We start from the raw sequence: 17053 nt of genomic DNA on the forward strand, positions 1-17053 counted from the left end.
ATCGGGCCCTCGGGGCGGTTCGCCGCCCCGAGGGCCCGATCCGGGAACCCGCCGGACCCGGCGCTCAGAGCGGCGACAGGAGGCAGAACGCGTTGCCCTCCGGGTCGGCCAGCACGATCCACCGGATCGCGGACCGGTCGATCCCGGGGTCGGTGGCACCCAGGGCACGCAGCCGGGCCTCCTCCGCCGCCAGGTCGTCACCGGGGTAGGGGCGGACGTCGAGATGGACGCGGTTCCACACGCTCTTGGTGTCGGGAGTGCGGAGGAATTCCAGGTAGGGACCGACGCCCTCGGCGGAGCGCAGGGTCGCGTGGTCGTCCGTCACCTCGTGCACCGACCAGTCCATCGCCTCGCCCCAGAACCGGGCCATCTCGCGCGGGTCCGCGCAGTCGACCACGACCGCCGCGATCGGACCGGTGTTCCGGTAGACCGCCCGGGGCTCCAGCACGCAGAACTCGTTGCCCTCCGGGTCGGCCAGCACCGTCCAGGGGACGTCGCCCTGCCCCACGTCGACCGGCGTCGCGCCGAGCCCCTTCAAACGCGCGACCAACTCGGCCTGGTGGGCGGGGGAGGTGGTGGCCAGGTCGAGATGCACGCGGTTCTTGACCGTCTTGGGTTCCGGACCCGCGACGATGTCGATGCAGACGGCCCCGGGATCGGGGTAGACGAAGCCCACGGGTTCGAGGTTGGTCACCCCGGGCCCCTCGCTGTCGACGCCCCAACCGAGCGCCTCCGCCCAGAACCGCCCGAGCGCGGAGTCGTCCCGCGCCTTCATGTTGATCTGCACGAGTCGTGTCGCCATGCCGCCGATCCTAGAAGCCGCGGTGGCGCCGGCCGCCGTGCTGCCGGAGCGGCGTCCACGACGGCCACGACTTCGGGCCCCTCCGTCGACGGTTCCAAGGCCGCGGCGAGGTGGCGGAGGCCCTGGACGAGAGCTGCGTCATCGGTTGCGGCCCCCCTCCCCGGCGCGCGGGCAGCGGTGGGTCAGGAGCGGCCCGGACGCGCCCGGGGCAGGTCCCGTGGTGGCACGGGACCCGGTCCGGAGCAGGACCCAAGGCGGTGAGAGGATCGCGGAATGTCCCATTCCGATGATCTTCTTGCCCGCCTGGCGGCCGTCGCGGCGGTTTTCGAGGAAGCCCGGCCGGCGGTCGAGGAGAGCCGGATCAGAAGGGCCGAGCAGACACTCGGCTTTCCCCTCCCGCCACTCCTCGCCGCCCTCTACGGCCGGGTGGCGGACGGCGGGTGGAATCCGACAGGGGACACCTGTCCGGCGTATGGCCGGCTCTTCCCGCTGGAGACCCTCGTGGACGGCTACCTGGGCGACCGCGACCCGGAGGCGGAGACCACCACCAGTGTCCGGTTCGCCTTCTCCCAGCCCGAGTGGCCCGAGGGAGTAGTGACGATCATGAGCGGCGGTTGCTTCACGAACGTCTGCGTGGACTGCCTCGACCCCGCCGCCCCCGTCCTGCTCTTCGACTCCGACATCGCCTCGGCAGACCCCGACGCCGCGTGGACCGTGAAGGCACCCAGCCTCGCGGCCTGGCTGGAGGAAGCCCTCGGCGACGCCACGCGGCCCTCGGGCATGCCAGTGTGGCCGCAGTGGCGTGAACGGATCCGCTACCCGAACCACACTCGCCGCGACGCGCGGGAGCGTCCCGAGGTCGAACCCCTGTGGCCGGGCGCCCGTACCCTGATCGCCGACCCGGCCGACCTCGCCCGCTGGGCGACCAGCCATCCGGCACGGACACCGGTCCCGTACGTCGTCGATCCCTTCGGCCACCTCTGGCTGGCGGGACAAGGAGCCGGCCACGCCGTCTGCGCCGGCGGCGGCCCGGTCCGCGCGGCGGGCCATCTCACCCTCGTCCCCGGCGCCCGCCCGGGCGACTGGAGGGTGGCGCGGCTGGACACCCGCTCCACCGACTACCACGTCGACGACGCCTGCCTCCCCGCAGTGACGGACGCGTTCGACCGCGCGGGCGTGCACCGGCCCGCCGGGCTGTCGGACGTCATTGAGGGCCGCTGACCCTTCTTCTTGAGTGCCGCGCGTTCCGCGGGACCCTCGCGTCGGCTTTCCGGCGCGCGGGGTCGGCTCCCCGACGGGCATGGTGCCTGACCTCGGGTTCTACGGCAGGAACGGCTCGTGGCAAGGTGGGGCGAGCAACGCAGGGAAGTGAGGAGCGGGAAGGGGAAGCCGGTGGGAGGGGGACCTCGCGCGCATGCCGAGCGATACGCCATGGCACATGAGGGCAGGCATCCGTTCACGGACTGTCGGATCCCGGCGAGCGGTGTGGTGGTCTCGGGTGCCGACGACGACTGGAACTTCGATCACGCGGTGACCGCGGTCGCCGAGTCGATGCGCCTGTGCATGGCGCGCCACGACGTGGAATGGCCCGACCTCGACATCGACGCGGTGCGCGACGAACTCGCCTACTGGATCGGGCCGCGCTTCCCGGCCGAGGCGCCGGTGCCGGGCTCGGCGGCATGGCCCGCCCCCACCGGCCCCTACGCCGATTCCTGGCACCGGCTCTTCCGGGAGGCGGACACCGACGCGGTGCTCCTGGCCGCGGCCAGGGCCGAGGAGCTTCTCGGCTGGCTGTTCACCGCGGCCGTCTGCGACCATCCCGGGTTCCCGTCCGTCTTCGGCTGCGTCCTCAAGGAGTTGCGTCTGCCGGGCGGCCGGGTGTGCTTCCTCGTGGCCGTCGGCAACTGCCTGGACCAGGCCCCTGAAAGGGGCTGTGAGCCCCTTCCCCGGTGACCCGCCGCCCGCGAGGACGTACGCGCACGGCGCCGCGCGGCCGTTCCGGGGGCGGTCGGGCGGTCCGGGTCGGTGCGGTCGGGTCAGGCTGTCTGCGCGGTCGGCATGATCGTCACCTGCTGGAGGTTGACCCGCGGCGGCAGGGTGGCGAGGAAGCCGATGGTCTCGGCGACGTCCTGCGGGGTCAGCCAGTCCATCGACTCCTTGGAGTCCTCCAGCCAGTCGATCGCGCCCCGGTCGGTGACGTGGCTCTGCAGTTCGGTGCCGACGATGCCGGGCTCGATCGCGGAGACGCGTACTCCCTTGGGGCCCAGCTCCGTGCGCAGGTGGCGGGAGAGGTGGGTGACGTACGCCTTGGTGCCGGAGTACACGGCGAAGTTGGGGAAGATGTTCCGCGCCGCGATGGAGGACGTGTTGATCAGGTCGGCGACGCCGCGCTCCTGCCCGGCCCGGACCAGTTGCGGGGTGAAGGCGCCGATGACGTTCATCAGTCCGGTGACGTTCAGGTCGATCTGCCGCTGCCACTGGCCGGCGGCCCGTTCCTCGATCGGGGCGGGCAGCATGACGCCGGCGTTGTTGAAGAGCAGGTCGACGCCGCCGAGTTCGGCCTCGACGCCGTCCGCCGCGGCCTGGACCGCGGCCGGGTCGGAGTCGGCGACGGTGAGCGCGAGGGCGGTGCCGCCGTTCTCGGCGATCCGCTCGACCAGGTCCCGCAGGCGGTCGGCGCGGCGCGCCAGGACCACGACGTGGGCGCCGAGCGAGGCGAGCTTCTCGGCGGCGGCCTCGCCGATGCCGCTGGCGGCTCCGGTGACGACGGCGACGCCCCCCTGGAGCGGGGTGGTGGGGGTGAGCGTGGACACGAGGTGCCTCCGTGAACGTCTGGGTGCGGATGCCGAGGGGATCTCGGCGTGACTCCCATCGAAGCGGTCGGCGCCGCCGTCGTGGGGCCCGCAGCCGACCCCCGTGAGGCTGGTACCGGCAGGGCCACCTTCGAGCGGGCGGGGCCGCCGGCGCGCAGGACACACTGGGGGCATGGACCGCAGCAAGGAGATCTCCGACTTCCTCCGCACCCGTCGTGCCGCGATCAGCCCCGAGCGGGCCGGGCTCGCCCCGGACGGCCGCGCCCGGCGGGTGCCGGGGCTGCGCCGGGACGAGGTCGCGCGACTGGCCGGGGTGAGCACCGAGTACTACACGCGACTCGAGCAGGGACGGTCGGGCAACCCCTCGCCGCAGGTCGTCGATGCGCTGTCGCGGGCCCTGCGCCTGGACACCTCCGAGGCCGAGCACCTCGGCGATCTGCTGCTGACCCGCCCCGGCTCCGTGCGGCGCGCCCCGATCCGGCCGCAGCGGGTGCGGCCGGGGCTGTTCCTGATGCTGGAGACGCTCGACCACGTGCCCGCCTTCATCCTCGGCCGCCGCACCGACGTGCTCGCCTCGAACCGGCTGGCCCGCGCGGTCCTGACGGACTTCGAGGCACTCCCGGCACAGCGGCGGAACCTGGCCCGCTACTACCTGCTGGATCCCCAGGCGCGCGAGCGCGTGGGGGACTGGGAGCGGATCGCCGCCGAGACCGTGGCGATCCTGCGTCTTGAGGCCGGCCGCCACCCCGACGACCGTCGGCTTGCCGAGCTGGTCGGCGAACTCACCTTGCTCTCACCCGAGTTCCCGGGCTGGTGGAACGATCACAAGGTGCTGCGCCGCACGCACGGGGCCAAGCGCTACGCGCACCCGCTGGTCGGCGAGATGGACTTCGCGTACGAGTCCTTCCAGGTGCCCGGCGACGCCGAGCAGACCCTGTGCGTCTACAACGTGGAGCCGGGTTCCCGGACGGCCGAAGCGGTGAGGCTCCTGCGGAGCTGGGTCACCCCGCCGACCGTTCCGGGCCCGGCCGTCGAACCCGCCGTGCGCGGCGACGCCGTGTGAGCCCCGGCCGCCTTCCGGTCCGGGTCCTCACGGGCCACCGGTCACCGGCCCGGCCGACGGCGGCGACGGGGCCCGGCGTGAAGCGGCCGGGCCGGACGATGCCGTGGCCGCGACCACCGTCCGGCCCGGAGCGTGCGCGGCGGGGTTCAGGCCGCCCGGTCGTGCTCGCAGGCGTCGTAGATGCCGTACGTCTCCCAGGCGGGGAAGTCGTCGTCGGCGGGCACGGCCTCGTCCGGGGTCATCAGGCAGGAGCGCAGGGCCGCACGGAGGGCGTCGGCGTCCAGGTCGGTGCCGATGAAGACCAGTTCCTGGCCCTGCGCGCTCTCCGGGCCGCGAGCGCCGGAGGGCTCGAAGCGGGCGACGGCCCCCGCCTGGGACCACAGCCCGGTCACGCGGGGCCGGCTGGAGAGCCGGAAGAACCCCTTGGAGCGCAGGACGCGTCCGAAGGCCCCACTGTCCAGGTCCTGCGTGACGAAGCTCCAGAGCCGGTGCGGGTGGAAGGGCGGGTCGGCGCGGAACACGAGCGAGGAGATGCCGTACTCCTCGGTCTCCGGTACGTGCTCGCCGTTGAGTTCCTTCACCCACCCGGGAGCCTGCTGCGCCTTCTCCACGTCGAACAGGCCGGTGCCCAGGACCTGTTCCAGGGGAACCTGTCCGTGTACGGCGGGGACGATCCGCGCCTCCGGGTTGAGCCGTGACAGCGTGGCGCGGAGCCGCCGGGCCTCGTCGGGATCGACGAGGTCGAGCTTGTTGAGGACGATGACGTCGGCGAACTCGACCTGGTCCACGAGGAGATCGCTGACCGTGCGCTCGTCGTCCTCGTACGGTGCGAGGCCGCGCGCCGCGAGTTCGTCGCCGCCGTCGAGCTCGGCCGGGAAGTTCGCCGCGTCCACCACGGTCACCATCGTGTCCAGGCGGGAGAGGTCGCCGAGGGTGGCGCCGACGTCGCGCGGGAAGGAGAAGGTGGCGGCCACGGGCAGGGGTTCGGAGATGCCGCTGGACTCGATCAGGAGGTGGTCGAAGCGGCCGTCGCGGGCGAGCCGGTCGACCTCGTCCAGGAGGTCGTCGCGCAGGGTGCAGCAGATGCATCCGTTGGTCATCTCGACCAGGCGTTCCTCGGTGCGGGACAGGGCCGCCTCGCCGCCGCGCACCAGGGAGGCGTCGATGTTGACCTCGCTCATGTCGTTGACGATGACCGCGACCCGCAGCCCTTCGCGGTTGCCGAGTGCATGGTTGAGGAGCGTGGTCTTCCCGGCCCCCAGGAATCCCGAGAGTACGGTCACGGGCAGCCGGTCGTCGGTCGTCACGAGCGCTCAGCCCTCCGGGTGGGCGAGGCCGCGCTCGTACGCCTTCACCAGGCGCTGCGGGACCTGGTACACGACACCGTCGACGGTGACCGGCACCAGCTGGGGCGTGCTCGCCTTCCACTGGGCGCGGCGGTGACGGGTGTTGCTGCGGGACATCTTCCGCTTGGGGACTGCCATGGGGTGACTCCTCGGTCCGGGGCTGACACGCAGACGCTATATGAAAATGGATGCCATTATCAATTTGAGTCTCGGGTCTCGGGTCTTGGGCGGCCGGAGAGGGCGGCCGGTCGGCGCGTGAGGTTTCCGTCGAGATCTCACGTCGGGGTGCCGCGCGTAGGGGAACGGGGGTGGGGGCGGGAGGGGTCGACGGCGTCGCCCGACTCGATCGGGTGCGTCCGAGCGTCCGCGTGCGGCGCCTCCTCGGCCCCCCTCGCGGGCCCGAGTGGTGCCGCACGCGGACGGGAGCGACGTTATACGCTCATGGGATCCATTTTCAATAGGGCGGACGTCGCTCGTCGGTGCCGTATCCCGACGCCTACCAGGACGACTTGGTCACTCCCGGCAGGAATCCGGCGTGCGCCTGCTCTCGCGTGCGCACCCGCGAGAGGCCGAACGCGCGAAGGTAGCCCCGTGGCCGCCCGTCCACGCTGTCGCGGTTGCGCACGCGGGTGGCGCTGGCGTCGCGCGGTTGCCGGCGCAGTTCCGAGCGGGCCGCCTCGCGTTCGGCCGCGGTCGAGGACGGGCGGCGGATGATCGCCTTGAGCGCGGCCCGCCGGGCGGCGTACCTCTCGACGACCTCCTTGCGCCTCTCGTTCCGCGCGATCTTGCTCTTCTTTGCCATCAGACCTTCCCTCCCCGTGCGCGGATCCGCGCCACGGCGGCCTCGATGCCGATCGCGTCCACCGTCTTGATCGCCCTGGCGCTCAGGGTCAGCCGGACGTGCCGCCCCTCGCTGGGGAGCCAGTAGCGCTTGCGCTGGATGTTCGGGTCGAAACGGCGCGAGGTGCGCCGGTGCGAGTGGGAGATGTTGTTGCCGAAGCCGGGCTTGGCGCCGGTCAGTTGGCAGTGGGCCGACATGGGTGCAGCCGCCCTTCTCGCTCGGAGAGCGTGTTGGAAATGGAAATCATTGCCATATAGTAGCGCCATGGCACGCAACGAGATCCGCCCGGCCGTCAAGCTCCGTCCGACAGCGGGCGCCGGGTTCACTGACGTCACCCGCGAGAACCGGCGCAACGACCCGGACCGGATGGTGCCCCGCACGTACGACCCCGCCGTCGGCCGGCACGTCGACTTCGGCGAAGAGCTCTGACGCTCCCCGCCCCCACCCCCACCCACGCCTTCGAAAGGCCCTGCCATGAAGCCCGGAATCCACCCCGCCTACGAGCCCGTCGTCTTCCGTGACTCCGCCTCCGGCACCGCGTTCCTCACCCGGTCCACGATGACCAGCGACAAGACCGTCGCGTGGGAGGACGGCAACACCTACCCGGTCGTCGACGTGGAGATCTCCTCCGCGAGCCACCCCTTCTACACGGGCACGGCGCGCGTGCTCGACACGGCCGGCCGGGTCGAGAAGTTCCAGCGCCGCTACGGAGCCCGCTGATGGACCGCCGGCACAGGCTCCCCGTCGTCATCGTCGCCGGCCTGCACGCCGCCGCTCGCACGGAAGTCGTCGACCGCCTCCTGAAGGCCGTGCCCGGAAGCGTGGCGCTCCACCACGACTTGGCCGGGGCGCCCGACGGCAGCGTCCTCCGGGTGATCAGCGACGCCACCGGCACCGTCTCCCGCGGCGAGACGCCGCTGGTCAACGACTGTGCCTGCTGCGCCCTGCGGGAAGACCTCGTCCCCGAACTGGAGCGGATGGCGGACGGCGGTCTGACCCGACTCGCCGTGGTCGAACTGTGGGACTCGGTCGAACCGAAGGCCATGGCCGAGGTGATCGCCGGACACGGCGGAGACCGCCTCGCCCTGACGAACGTGATCACCGCCGTCGATCCCGCCCTCGTCCTGCCCTACCTCGCCAACGGCGACGACCTCAGGGACGGCGGACTCGCGGCGGCCGTCACCGATCAGCGGACCGTCGGCGACACCTGGGCCCGGCAGTTGGAGTACGCGCCAGTCCTCGCCGTCGTCGACGGTGGCGAGGCCGACGACGAGGACCGTGCGCTCCTCGCGCAGCTGCACCCCACCGCGCGGCACGTACCGGCTGACTCCGGCGAACTCGCCCGGATCGCCCTCGCCGGCTTCGACGCCGAGGCCGCCGCGGCCGCCCAGCACCCCGCCTGCGCGCTGCTGCCCCAGGAGGCCGACGAGGCCGGGGTCGCCACCCTCGTCTGGCGTCGGCACCGGCCGTTCCACCCCGAACGTCTCTACCGGGCGCTCGAGGACCTGTGCTGCGCCGCCGCCCGCAGCCGCGGCCGGTTCTGGCTCGCCGACCGTCCCGACACCCTGCTCGCCTGGGACGCGGCCGGCGGGGCGCTCTGCGTGGAGAGCGCCGGCCCCTGGCTGGCGTCGCTGCCGGACGCGGCCTGGGAGTCCGTCCCGCCCGTGCGCCGGGCGGCGGCCGCGCTCGACTGGCACCCCGACCACGGCGACCGCTGCCAGCACCTCGTCTTCACTTCGCCCGGCCTCGACCGTGCCGGCCTCGAACGGCTCCTGGACTCCTGCCTCCTGACGGACGCGGAGTACGCGTCGGGACGTGAGACGTGGAAGCGCCTGTCCGCCGCTTTCGACTCCCTCCTCGACGCCGCCTGACCCTCATCCGTACCACCTGTTCACGGCCCGCCTCGACCGTGACAAAACGTTCCTGCAAGGAGATGTCGACATGGCTCGACGCCACGACCCCCGCAAGCCCGCAAAAGCCCGCCCCAACCCGCTCGGCGCGGCCGGAATCACCCACATCGACTACAAGGACACCGACCTGCTGCGCAGGTTCCTCTCCGACCGCGGCAAGATCCGCAGCCGTCGCGTCACCCACGTGACCACCCAGCAGCAGCGTGCCCTCGCCACGGCCATAAAGAACGCCCGCGAGATGGCCCTGCTGCCGTACGCGAGCCGCTGACCGCATCGGGACCGGCCGGGCCGGGGCGTGGCGACGGCCTCCGTCGGAGTTCCTGACGCGCCCCGGGGGCTCGGGTGATCGCCGCGGCCGGGGGTCTCGGCGGGCTCCCCGTCAGATCGCGACCTCGCATGGACGGAATACCCCCGGGGGGTATACGGTTGTGATCGTCGTCCTGAGCGGATGACGCCCAGGAGACGCATCACACCGTTGGAGGAGCCATGACGAACCACCCGGGTCACGAGCGGACCGATCACGGCGCGCACGGTGCCCACGGCGGAGCCCGGCCCGGTGGGCTGTCGGTCTCCGAGAGCGGTTACACCCTCGAGCTCGACTCGACGATCCTCACCGCCGGTGCGCAGCCGGTCACCTTCCGGGTGACCGGCCCCGACGGCCGGGCGGTGACGGAGTTCAGGCCGGAGCACGAGAAGGAACTGCACTTCATCGCCGTCCGGCGTGACACCTCCGGGTTTCAGCACGTGCACCCCGTGAGGGACGAGAAGGGCACCTGGAGCGTCGAGCTGGACCTCGAACCGGGGGACTGGCGGTTCTTCGCGGACATCCACCCGGCCGCCCACGACGGGACCCTGACGCTGGGGATCGACGCCGCGGTCGCCGGGGTGTACGACCCGAGGCCGCTCCCCGAGGTCGCCGGGATCGCGCAGGTCGGCGCGTACACGGTCGCCCTCGACGGGGAACTCCTGCCCGGCGAGGCGAGCGAACTGACCCTCACCGTCAGCCGGGACGGCCGGCCCGTCACCGACCTGCAGCCCTACCTGGCCGCGTACGGTCACCTGGTGGCCCTGCGGGTCGGCGACCTGGGCTACCTGCACGTACACCCGGAGGGCGCACCCGGCGACGGCGCGACCGCGCCGGGTCCCGAGATCGCCTTCATGGCGGTCGCGCCCACGGCGGGCACCTACCGCCTGTACCTGGACTTCCAGCACGACGGCGTCGTCCGGACGGTCGAGTTCACGGTCCGCACCTCCACGGCCGCACCCGGCTCGGACGGCGGTCCCCATGCCGCATCCGGGCACGGGAGCCACCACCACGGCCACCACGCACACCACTGACTGCCTGCACCACTGACTGCCTTCACCACTGACCGCGATGCATCACCGATCGCACACCACCACTGATCACCTGCCACTGCCTGCGGCCCCGCCCCAAGGGCGCCCGGCACCCACCGGACCGGAAGGAGCGTCATGCCCGGCCTGACCCCGACCACCGTCCTGGTTCCGCGCGGATGTCGACGGTGTACCCGCGTGACCGCCGACGTCGTCGGTGCCGCCACGTCCCGCATCGTCACCGGCGCACCCCACCCGTGCGCCGGCACCGCACCAAGCGACACACCGGTGCGGAGAGACACCCCCGCCTGCCTGCGCGGGGCACGGCCGCCGCCCCGGGGCCGTGCCCCGCCGCAGGGACACGGAAGGAACCCGCCATGCGTCTGTTCGCCCTCCGCGACTACCGCCACCTGTTCGGCGCCCAGGTGATCGCCCTGTTCGGCACCGGTCTGACCACCGTGGCCCTCGGGCTGCTCGCGTACGACCTCGCCGGTCCCCGGGCCGGCATCGTCCTCAGCACCGCCCTGACCATCAAGATGGTCCTGTACGTCGTCATCGCTCCGCTGGCAGCCGCGTACGTCGACCGGCTCCCCAGGAGAACGCTCCTTGTGGTGCTCGACGTGGTCCGCGGCGCGGTGGTCCTGGCGCTGCCGCTGATCAGCGAGGTCTGGCACGTCTACGTCCTGATCGGCCTGCTCCAGGCCGCGTCCGCGACGTTCACCCCGACGTTCCAGGCCGTCATCCCCGACCTCGTCACCGACGAGTCCGCCTACACGCGCGCCCTGTCCGCCTCCCAGGTCGCCTCCACCATGGAGAGCCTGCTCAGCCCCGTCCTGGCGGCCGTCGCCCTGACGTTCATGAGCTTCGACCGGCTGTTCCTGGGCACCTCCGCCGGATTCCTCGTCTCCGCCGTGCTCGTCCTGTCGACACGCATCCCCGACGCCCGCCCCAGCAGCCACACCAGGGCGTGGGACAGAGCGACATCGGGGATCAGGGCCTTCCTAGGGACACCCCGGCTGCGCGGCATCATGGCGCTCAACCTCGTGGTCGCGGCGGCAGGATCGATCGTCGTCGTCAACACCGTCAACCACGTCCGCGACGGCCTCGGCGGCTCGCAGTCGGACGTCGCCTGGATGCTCGCCGCCTCCGGAGGCGGCACCCTCCTCGCGGCCCTCGTACTGCCCCGCGTACTCGACCGGGTCGCTGCCCGCACCGTCATGACGACCGGTGCCGGAGTCCTGGTCGTCGCGACCACCGCGGCGGCGGCGCTCGTCGCGACCGGCCTGACCACGTGGACCGGTACGGCGATCGTCTGGACCGTGATCGGCATCGGCATGGCACTGATCATCACACCGACCGGCAAGGTCCTGCGCGCCTCCGTCCCCCGGAACGCGATCCCCGGGACCTTCGCGGCCCAGTTCTCCCTGTCGCACCTGGCCTGGCTGATCACCTACCCCCTCGCCGGCCGGCTCGGCGGCGAGGGGAACCTCACCGTCACCTGGTCCGTCCTCGCGGCCCGCGCCGGGGTCGGCGCCGTCAACGCCCTCCTCCTGTGGCCGCGCCACGACGGCCGAGGAACCGTGACCACCCTGTCCGCCCCCGCCCGGCACGCGCCCCGGGCCGACCGCGCCACCCTGACCGAGGCCGCCTGACGGATCACGCGAAGGACGGCGAGGGGGACGGGGAGCGGTACGCCGCCGCGCACGACTCCGCCTGCCTCGCCGCCCTCCACAGCCCTCGCCCCGGCCCCTCCGGGGCGTTGGCCAGGCAATATGGTGCGATGTACTCCAAGGCTCTCGCGAAGACCATTGACGACGGGGACGAGTTGACGGCGCTTTACTGTCTCCCGACCGGGGACTCGCTTCGTCCGCCCACCACGAACCCGATCGACTCGACGCGCTGTCGGGCGGTGAACGCACGCCGCCGGGACCCCCTGGTTCCGCCGGGTGCCCGTCGTGAACGCGGCCCGCTGATCGTCCCGGTCCCGGAGGTGGCCGCATGACCCGGCCGGTCGCGGGGACGCTGCACCACATCGAGCTCTGGGTGCCCGACCTGGAGCGGGCCGCCGCCTCCTTCGGCTGGCTGCTGGAGGCCCTGGGCCACACGCCCTTCCAGCACTGGAGCGACGGCCGCAGCTGGCGGCTCGGAGCGACCTACCTGGTGGTCGAGCAGTCCCCGGCGCTCACCGCCGGCGAGCACGACAGGTGCCGGCCCGGCCTGAACCACCTGGCGTTCCACGTCGCGGATCCCGAGGCCGTGGACGCACTGGTGGCCGAGGCGCCGCACCACGGTTGGAGCCTCATGTTCCCGGACCGTCACCCGCATGCCGGCGGCGCGCAGCACCATGCCGCCTATCTGGAGAACGCCGACGGCTTCGAGGTCGAACTCGTCGCCGTCACCCCAGGCGAACAAGACTGACGAAGGACGGCGCCGACCTCCCGCGAGGCCCAGGAGGAACGGTTCCCCCGCCACGCGTCCGCCCGCTCCTCGGGGCCCGCGGGGACGGCGTCAGGTCAGGGAGTAGAAGCGAATGGCGACTTCGGAGTCGTCGCCGCGGGCGAGCCCGACGAAGACGGTGCGGGCGAGCCACAGATGGGCGGGGGCGTCGGTGCGGAAGACGGGGGCGGTGCGGTAGTAGACGCCTGCCTCGGACACCTGCAGTGCGCCGTCGTACTGGGCGGGGCTGGTGGGATCGTCTTCGTGGTAGTAGCCGCGGTTGGTGATGTCGATGACCGCGCCGTCGTCGGCTTGAAGGAGGTATCGGGCGTCGAGCTGGTAGACGTCGCCGCGTCTGTCGCACCAGTCGCCGCCCCCGGGCAGGACGGTGCCCCGCAGGCGCGGGCCCTCGACGGTGCCGCCGGTGACGGGGACGTACGCGGTGGTTTCGCCGGCGCCGTGCCCGATGTGCACGGACGGGGCGAGGAAGGCGCGGACCTCGAAGGCGAAGTCGAGAGCGGGAGCGAAGTCCGATCGGACGACGGGCTGCGGCTCGGGGGCGGTCATGGCACTCCGTGGGGCTGCGGGCTGGATCGGCGGATCCTAGTCAGGCCACGCCTCGCTGCGTCAATGGTGTTGACGTAGTGCGGGACTTGTGGGCGAACCAGAAGCCGGCTCAGCAGCGGGGCCGAGCACCTCCCGCGAAGAGGCTTCGTCCTTCCGCCGGGCGGCCGACGGACCGTGCCGGCGCGCCCGGACGACACGGGACGGGGCGACAGGACCTGAGGGCGGCCACAGGGCCAGCTTTCGCGAGTCGCGCCTTCTTGACCTTGTTGCCGCGTGTGTTCTTGGAACGCCAACGGCGTTTGGTCCCGCGACTGGTGTCGAGGAAGAGCCCGGAGGCCCCCGCGATCTCGTGTGCCCTGGGGCCGGAGCGGGAGACCGTGGCAGGTCGGGCGTCTCCCCTGCCCCTGACCCTGAACGGCGTCAGCTGTACTCGGCATGCAGTTCTGTGAGAACTTCCGGTCATCCGTTCCAGGATTCCCGAATTTCGTGTCCATCCATCCCGGACGACTTCCTCATGCCTTGCCTCAGGGATTCCATGGTCTTTCGCATTCCATGGCCTTTTGTAAAGATACGAGCGAAGTCCCCACTTCCCTCATGTCTCATCGACGTGCACGCGAAATCTCGCCACGAGCCCTGCTCTCTTTCTTCCGTCTGTCGCGCCACTGGCGCGGTGACGGGCCACCGCCTCGTTATTGGCGCATCTCACGGAGCAGTAGGTGCGGCGTCCGTTGCGGGAGGTGTCCACGAACGCCAGCCGGCATCGACCGCGGGCGCAGCGGCCCAACCGTGACGGCGACGCCGAGCAGACGACATAGGACAGACCGGTGGCGGTGACCGCCTTGATGTGGGAGGCCGGGTCGGAGCCGAGAGCGCTGTAGTGCATGTGAGGGGTGCCATCGTGCAGGGAGATGCGCGGGGTGCTGGCGGCGTCCGCCAGAAGGACGTTGATCTTCTCGCACCGTTCGTCCAGAGGCTGGTCGCCGAAACAGTCGGCGAGCCTCCGGCTCCACTCCCACACCTCGGCCGCCTGCGCCGGCGTCAGAGACCGGTGCACGACACCGTGCGCGGCCAGAACGGGCTCCAGTCCCGACGGGTCCAATGCGGTGGTGCAGTTGACTAAGTCTGCCGCGAGCCGGGCGGCTTCGCCGCCGTAAGGGTTGAACTGCATAACGGAATTGAAGCATGCTCGTCTGCGTGCCGACGAGCATATTGAGACAGCGTATGTCCGTCCGCTCGGCACGTTCAGAAGACGACCGGCCGAGGAGGTGTCAACGCGGCACATGTCCGTTCTCGCACAGGGAAATACCCGTACGTCCATCGAGCCGTCGCTGGAGAAAATGGCTACCCCGGTTCCCTCGAGTGAAGCCCTGAACAACGATTTCTGCTCGCGGTGGATGGGCAGGCCGCTGACCCACCCGGAAGTCCGAGTCTTCGCCGAGCAGTACCTGGCGCGCACCGTCAACACGAGCGGCATGGTGGCCCTGGTGCTCAACACCAATGACCTGAAAGCCCGCGTCGAGTGTGTGAAGAACCTGTACTCCGAGTACGGCAACGGGGACGCGCCGAAGGCCACCTGGTCCTGCCCGAGGGCTTCCTCGGCGATCTGCTGACCGGCATCGAGGGATTCCCGGTCTCGGCGGCACGCTGGCGCTGTCCACAACGCAGGCGTTCAGCTCGGGGCAGCGCGCGCTCTTCGAGTCCGCCGACCAGCGCGTCGTCCAGGGGGCGCTGCCGGCCCAGGAGCACCTCGCGTACTCGATGCTCACGCGGCTCCACGAGGACGTGCGCGAGTACAAGGACGTCTACGAGACGGACGACGACTTCCACGAGGCGTGCGAGTACTTCTACGTGCGCATCGGAGAAGCCGAGAAGGACCACAAGGCCCAGGCCGTGACGTCGGCGGCCGCGGTCTGCCGCGACGAGGGCGACCTGGCCGTGGTGACCGAGGGCTTCACCGGCTTCGTGACCCTCACCGCCGAGTACTGGCGCGGCGACGCCTCGGAGATGACCCGCCAGGCCGCGTCCGCCTGACCGGGCGGGCGACGTAGGACGAGCACGGAGCTGCCTTGAACACGGATCGTACCCATCGTGGCCGTCTGGTCCCGCCGGCGCTGGTGCTGGCGCAGATCACCAGCCTGCAACTCGGATCCGTGGTCGCCAAGGGCGCTTACGACGAAGTGGGGGCCACAGCGCTCGCCGGCATGCGCCTGCTGTTCTCCGCGATCATCGTGTGTGTGCTCGTCCGCCCCCGCCTGAGTGCCATGGTGGGCCGCCAGTGGTGGCCCACCATCGCGCTCGGCGCGGTGTTCGCCGCCATGAACGTCGCCTACTTCCAAGCCATCGAACACCTGCCGATCGGTGTCGCCTCGACCATCGAGCTCCTGGGCCCCGTGACTCTCGCTGTCGCGATGTCGCGGCACTGGCGGGATGTGGTCGGCGTCCTGATGGCCTTGGCGGGAGTCCTGCTCCTGGCGTCACCGGGATCGGAACTCCCCGTGGCCGGGCTGGTGTTCGGTGTTCTGGCCGCCACCTGCCGCGCGTTGCACGTCGTGCTCAACCGAAGAGTCGGCTCGCTCTTCGACGACTGGAGCGGACTGGCCGTGGGAGCCTGCCTGCTGACCCCGGTGACGGCCGTGACGCACGGCGCCGCCATCGCAAGGCACCCCCACCTCCTGCTCACCGGTCTCCTGGTCGCCCTCCTGTCCTCGCTGATCCCGTACAGCCTGGACATGACGGCGCTGCGGCGCATCGACGTGCGCGCGTTCGGCATCCTGCTGGCCATGAGCCCCGCCGTCGGTGCCGGCATCGGGTTCGTCCTGCTCGACGAACACATCACCGTCCGTCAGAGCGTCGCCATCGCGCTGGTCATCGTCGCCGGCGCGTGGTCGGTCAAGACCGCGGACAACCGAGCCGACCGCCTGCCGGAGGAAGCCGCCACCAAGCCGGGAGCCGGAACGCCCGCACCGTGACGTTTCCCCGGTGAGTGCACGAGGAGCAGGTGCCATCGAACCGAGAGGGACCGAGTTTCATGGATGTCACCGCCGCACTTCTGACACGCCGCAGCAAACACGAACTTGCCGCCCCGCCCGCGTTCCCTGGCGCGAGGTCTTCGCCTACCTCCTGAAGGTCGCGGCGCCCGCCCCGACCACGGCTTGCTGCACCCGCGGTGCTGCATCCTCATATAGGCGGCGAGGCCCGCGAGAAACTCGGGGCCTGCCTCACCGAGGAAGCCCCTTGGACCGGCGCTCCCAAGTTGCGGCCAAGACACAGCGTGCCCCCTCCTCGCCTCCCTTCGTCTTCGCCCCCGTCCACAGGCACAAGGTGCCCGAATGGGGGCAGCTCGCGGCCACCTCCGCCATGCCCCGGTCACTCATGCTGCTCCTGCACGCCCGCGGCTACGGCAGCACCTGGCGCACCGGGCCCGGCGTGGGGCCCCCAGGTGTGGCGGTTGCTCATGCTGAAGGACGAAGAGGCATGTCCGGGATGGCTGTACATCGGAACGGCGAACGGCGACGCGGCCAGGCGTCGGCGACCGCTGAGCGATGTGTCGGACCGGCTCAGCTGGCTCTCGCACGGCGCCAAGTCCGTGCAGGGACGCGAGCACCCCTGCCATGTAATGGTTGAGTGAACTTAGACCATTGCTTCAGTGTGTGGGGCATGGAACACACCGGCATCGATAGCTGCCCCGTCTGTTGGTCGTCGGTCGAGGACGGCACGGAGTGGACCCTCCTGTCCCGGCACCGCACCTCCGAAGGCGACGTCGAGTACTGCCTCTCAGGCTGCGGGTGTGTGGCCGTCCTCCATGACGGCCGGCTGCTGAAAGGCGTCCTCGCGAACGTGGGCCACACGCTGCCGGACGCCCGCGACCAACCCCGACGCACAACCCGCTGAACGCCGGAGCCACTCTGCCTGACGGCCCGACACCCAGCGGTGCCACGGCACC

At 71.4% G+C, this 17053-nt stretch carries 21 protein-coding genes; 13 read left to right on the forward strand and 8 right to left on the reverse strand.

Annotated features, from left to right (window positions below):
* Positions 1-64: 64 nt before the first annotated feature.
* Positions 65-802, reverse strand: a complete 738-nt coding sequence (locus IE321_RS36540; protein ID WP_190226073.1) for a VOC family protein — start codon at positions 800-802, stop codon at positions 65-67.
* 273 nt (positions 803-1075) lie between these two features.
* Between IE321_RS36540 and IE321_RS36545 the strand changes: the two genes are divergently transcribed.
* Together IE321_RS36545 and IE321_RS36550 are read left to right on the forward strand one after the other, a co-directional pair.
* A complete protein-coding gene (locus tag IE321_RS36545) occupies positions 1076-2023 on the forward strand; it encodes an SMI1/KNR4 family protein (RefSeq protein ID WP_190226074.1) in 948 nt (315 codons plus the stop codon).
* Positions 2024-2233: 210 nt separating this feature from the next.
* Entirely contained in the window at positions 2234-2755 is a 522-nt protein-coding gene (locus IE321_RS36550) for a hypothetical protein (protein WP_190226075.1), read from the forward strand.
* Between the two features lie 83 nt (positions 2756-2838).
* Here IE321_RS36550 and IE321_RS36555 read toward each other — a convergent pair whose 3' ends face one another.
* Complete coding sequence (locus tag IE321_RS36555; protein WP_190226076.1) at positions 2839-3615, reverse strand: SDR family oxidoreductase; 777 nt, start codon at positions 3613-3615, stop codon at positions 2839-2841.
* A gap of 172 nt (positions 3616-3787) precedes the next feature.
* Between IE321_RS36555 and IE321_RS36560 the strand changes: the two genes are divergently transcribed.
* The gene (locus IE321_RS36560) at positions 3788-4678 is read left to right on the forward strand and encodes a helix-turn-helix domain-containing protein (RefSeq protein ID WP_190226077.1); all 891 of its coding nucleotides are present in this window, start codon (positions 3788-3790) and stop codon (positions 4676-4678) included.
* Positions 4679-4824: 146 nt separating this feature from the next.
* Here IE321_RS36560 and IE321_RS36565 read toward each other — a convergent pair whose 3' ends face one another.
* The 4 genes from IE321_RS36565 to rpmB form a co-directional block, all read right to left on the reverse strand.
* Positions 4825-5985, reverse strand: a complete 1161-nt coding sequence (locus IE321_RS36565) for a GTP-binding protein (RefSeq protein ID WP_190226078.1) — start codon at positions 5983-5985, stop codon at positions 4825-4827.
* A 6-nt stretch (positions 5986-5991) separates the two neighbouring features.
* A complete protein-coding gene (rpmF, locus tag IE321_RS36570; protein ID WP_043221710.1) occupies positions 5992-6162 on the reverse strand; it encodes a 50S ribosomal protein L32 in 171 nt (56 codons plus the stop codon).
* Positions 6163-6520: 358 nt separating this feature from the next.
* Positions 6521-6826: a 30S ribosomal protein S14 gene (rpsN, locus tag IE321_RS36575; protein WP_190226079.1), complete on the reverse strand. Its 306-nt coding sequence runs from the start codon at positions 6824-6826 to the stop codon at positions 6521-6523.
* Positions 6826-7062, reverse strand: coding sequence for a 50S ribosomal protein L28 (rpmB, locus tag IE321_RS36580; protein WP_190226080.1), 237 nt, complete (start codon positions 7060-7062; stop codon positions 6826-6828). Before rpmB ends, rpsN begins: the two co-directional genes overlap by 1 nt.
* Before the next feature lie 67 nt (positions 7063-7129).
* On the opposite strand from rpmB, the gene rpmG reads away from it, so the two are divergent.
* The 7 genes from rpmG to IE321_RS36615 all read left to right on the forward strand — a co-directional run bounded on the left by rpmG (position 7130) and on the right by IE321_RS36615 (position 12525).
* On the forward strand, positions 7130-7294 hold the full coding sequence (gene rpmG / locus IE321_RS36585) for a 50S ribosomal protein L33 (protein ID WP_190226081.1): 165 nt from the start codon (positions 7130-7132) through the stop codon (positions 7292-7294).
* 45 nt (positions 7295-7339) lie between these two features.
* Complete coding sequence (locus IE321_RS36590) at positions 7340-7585, forward strand: type B 50S ribosomal protein L31 (protein ID WP_190226082.1); 246 nt, start codon at positions 7340-7342, stop codon at positions 7583-7585.
* Positions 7585-8736 (forward strand): CobW family GTP-binding protein, encoded by a 1152-nt coding sequence (locus tag IE321_RS36595; protein WP_190226083.1) that lies wholly within the window; start codon positions 7585-7587, stop codon positions 8734-8736. Before IE321_RS36590 ends, IE321_RS36595 begins: the two co-directional genes overlap by 1 nt.
* A 70-nt stretch (positions 8737-8806) precedes the next feature.
* A complete protein-coding gene (gene rpsR, locus IE321_RS36600) occupies positions 8807-9043 on the forward strand; it encodes a 30S ribosomal protein S18 (RefSeq protein ID WP_190226084.1) in 237 nt (78 codons plus the stop codon).
* Between the two features lie 218 nt (positions 9044-9261).
* Positions 9262-10113 (forward strand): DUF8832 domain-containing protein, encoded by an 852-nt coding sequence (locus tag IE321_RS36605; protein WP_190226085.1) that lies wholly within the window; start codon positions 9262-9264, stop codon positions 10111-10113.
* A gap of 371 nt (positions 10114-10484) precedes the next feature.
* Entirely contained in the window at positions 10485-11759 is a 1275-nt protein-coding gene (locus IE321_RS36610; RefSeq protein ID WP_190226086.1) for an MFS transporter, read from the forward strand.
* Positions 11760-12105: 346 nt separating this feature from the next.
* A complete protein-coding gene (locus IE321_RS36615) occupies positions 12106-12525 on the forward strand; it encodes a VOC family protein (RefSeq protein WP_190226087.1) in 420 nt (139 codons plus the stop codon).
* Positions 12526-12615: 90 nt separating this feature from the next.
* Here the strand turns inward: IE321_RS36615 and IE321_RS36620 are convergent, their stop codons facing one another.
* Together IE321_RS36620 and IE321_RS36625 are read right to left on the reverse strand one after the other, a co-directional pair.
* The gene (locus IE321_RS36620; protein ID WP_190226088.1) at positions 12616-13110 is read right to left on the reverse strand and encodes a DUF3237 domain-containing protein; all 495 of its coding nucleotides are present in this window, start codon (positions 13108-13110) and stop codon (positions 12616-12618) included.
* A 592-nt stretch (positions 13111-13702) separates the two neighbouring features.
* The gene (locus tag IE321_RS36625) at positions 13703-14278 is read right to left on the reverse strand and encodes a CGNR zinc finger domain-containing protein (protein WP_190226089.1); all 576 of its coding nucleotides are present in this window, start codon (positions 14276-14278) and stop codon (positions 13703-13705) included.
* Between the two features lie 112 nt (positions 14279-14390).
* Between IE321_RS36625 and IE321_RS36630 the strand changes: the two genes are divergently transcribed.
* From IE321_RS36630 to IE321_RS36640, 3 genes are all read left to right on the forward strand, one after another.
* Positions 14391-14720: a hypothetical protein gene (locus IE321_RS36630; protein ID WP_190226090.1), complete on the forward strand. Its 330-nt coding sequence runs from the start codon at positions 14391-14393 to the stop codon at positions 14718-14720.
* A 148-nt stretch (positions 14721-14868) separates the two neighbouring features.
* Positions 14869-15141: a hypothetical protein gene (locus IE321_RS36635; protein WP_190226091.1), complete on the forward strand. Its 273-nt coding sequence runs from the start codon at positions 14869-14871 to the stop codon at positions 15139-15141.
* 35 nt (positions 15142-15176) lie between these two features.
* Positions 15177-16079, forward strand: a complete 903-nt coding sequence (locus IE321_RS36640; protein WP_190226092.1) for an EamA family transporter — start codon at positions 15177-15179, stop codon at positions 16077-16079.
* The last annotated feature ends 974 nt before the right edge of the window (positions 16080-17053 follow it).

Source organism: Streptomyces hydrogenans, from assembly GCF_014656075.1.
Lineage (GTDB): Bacteria > Actinomycetota > Actinomycetes > Streptomycetales > Streptomycetaceae > Streptomyces > Streptomyces hydrogenans.

Coding starts and splice junctions, on each gene's coding strand:
- IE321_RS36540 (WP_190226073.1), bottom strand. CDS start 802: ATGGCGACACGACTCGTGCAGATCAACATGAAGGCGCGGGACGACTCC.
- IE321_RS36545 (WP_190226074.1), top strand. CDS start 1,076: ATGTCCCATTCCGATGATCTTCTTGCCCGCCTGGCGGCCGTCGCGGCG.
- IE321_RS36550 (WP_190226075.1), top strand. CDS start 2,234: ATGGCACATGAGGGCAGGCATCCGTTCACGGACTGTCGGATCCCGGCG.
- IE321_RS36560 (WP_190226077.1), top strand. CDS start 3,788: ATGGACCGCAGCAAGGAGATCTCCGACTTCCTCCGCACCCGTCGTGCC.
- rpmF (WP_043221710.1), bottom strand. CDS start 6,162: ATGGCAGTCCCCAAGCGGAAGATGTCCCGCAGCAACACCCGTCACCGC.
- rpsN (WP_190226079.1), bottom strand. CDS start 6,826: ATGGCAAAGAAGAGCAAGATCGCGCGGAACGAGAGGCGCAAGGAGGTC.
- rpmB (WP_190226080.1), bottom strand. CDS start 7,062: ATGTCGGCCCACTGCCAACTGACCGGCGCCAAGCCCGGCTTCGGCAAC.
- rpmG (WP_190226081.1), top strand. CDS start 7,130: ATGGCACGCAACGAGATCCGCCCGGCCGTCAAGCTCCGTCCGACAGCG.
- IE321_RS36590 (WP_190226082.1), top strand. CDS start 7,340: ATGAAGCCCGGAATCCACCCCGCCTACGAGCCCGTCGTCTTCCGTGAC.
- IE321_RS36595 (WP_190226083.1), top strand. CDS start 7,585: ATGGACCGCCGGCACAGGCTCCCCGTCGTCATCGTCGCCGGCCTGCAC.
- rpsR (WP_190226084.1), top strand. CDS start 8,807: ATGGCTCGACGCCACGACCCCCGCAAGCCCGCAAAAGCCCGCCCCAAC.
- IE321_RS36605 (WP_190226085.1), top strand. CDS start 9,262: ATGACGAACCACCCGGGTCACGAGCGGACCGATCACGGCGCGCACGGT.
- IE321_RS36610 (WP_190226086.1), top strand. CDS start 10,485: ATGCGTCTGTTCGCCCTCCGCGACTACCGCCACCTGTTCGGCGCCCAG.
- IE321_RS36615 (WP_190226087.1), top strand. CDS start 12,106: ATGACCCGGCCGGTCGCGGGGACGCTGCACCACATCGAGCTCTGGGTG.
- IE321_RS36620 (WP_190226088.1), bottom strand. CDS start 13,110: ATGACCGCCCCCGAGCCGCAGCCCGTCGTCCGATCGGACTTCGCTCCC.
- IE321_RS36625 (WP_190226089.1), bottom strand. CDS start 14,278: ATGCAGTTCAACCCTTACGGCGGCGAAGCCGCCCGGCTCGCGGCAGAC.
- IE321_RS36630 (WP_190226090.1), top strand. CDS start 14,391: ATGTCCGTTCTCGCACAGGGAAATACCCGTACGTCCATCGAGCCGTCG.
- IE321_RS36635 (WP_190226091.1), top strand. CDS start 14,869: ATGCTCACGCGGCTCCACGAGGACGTGCGCGAGTACAAGGACGTCTAC.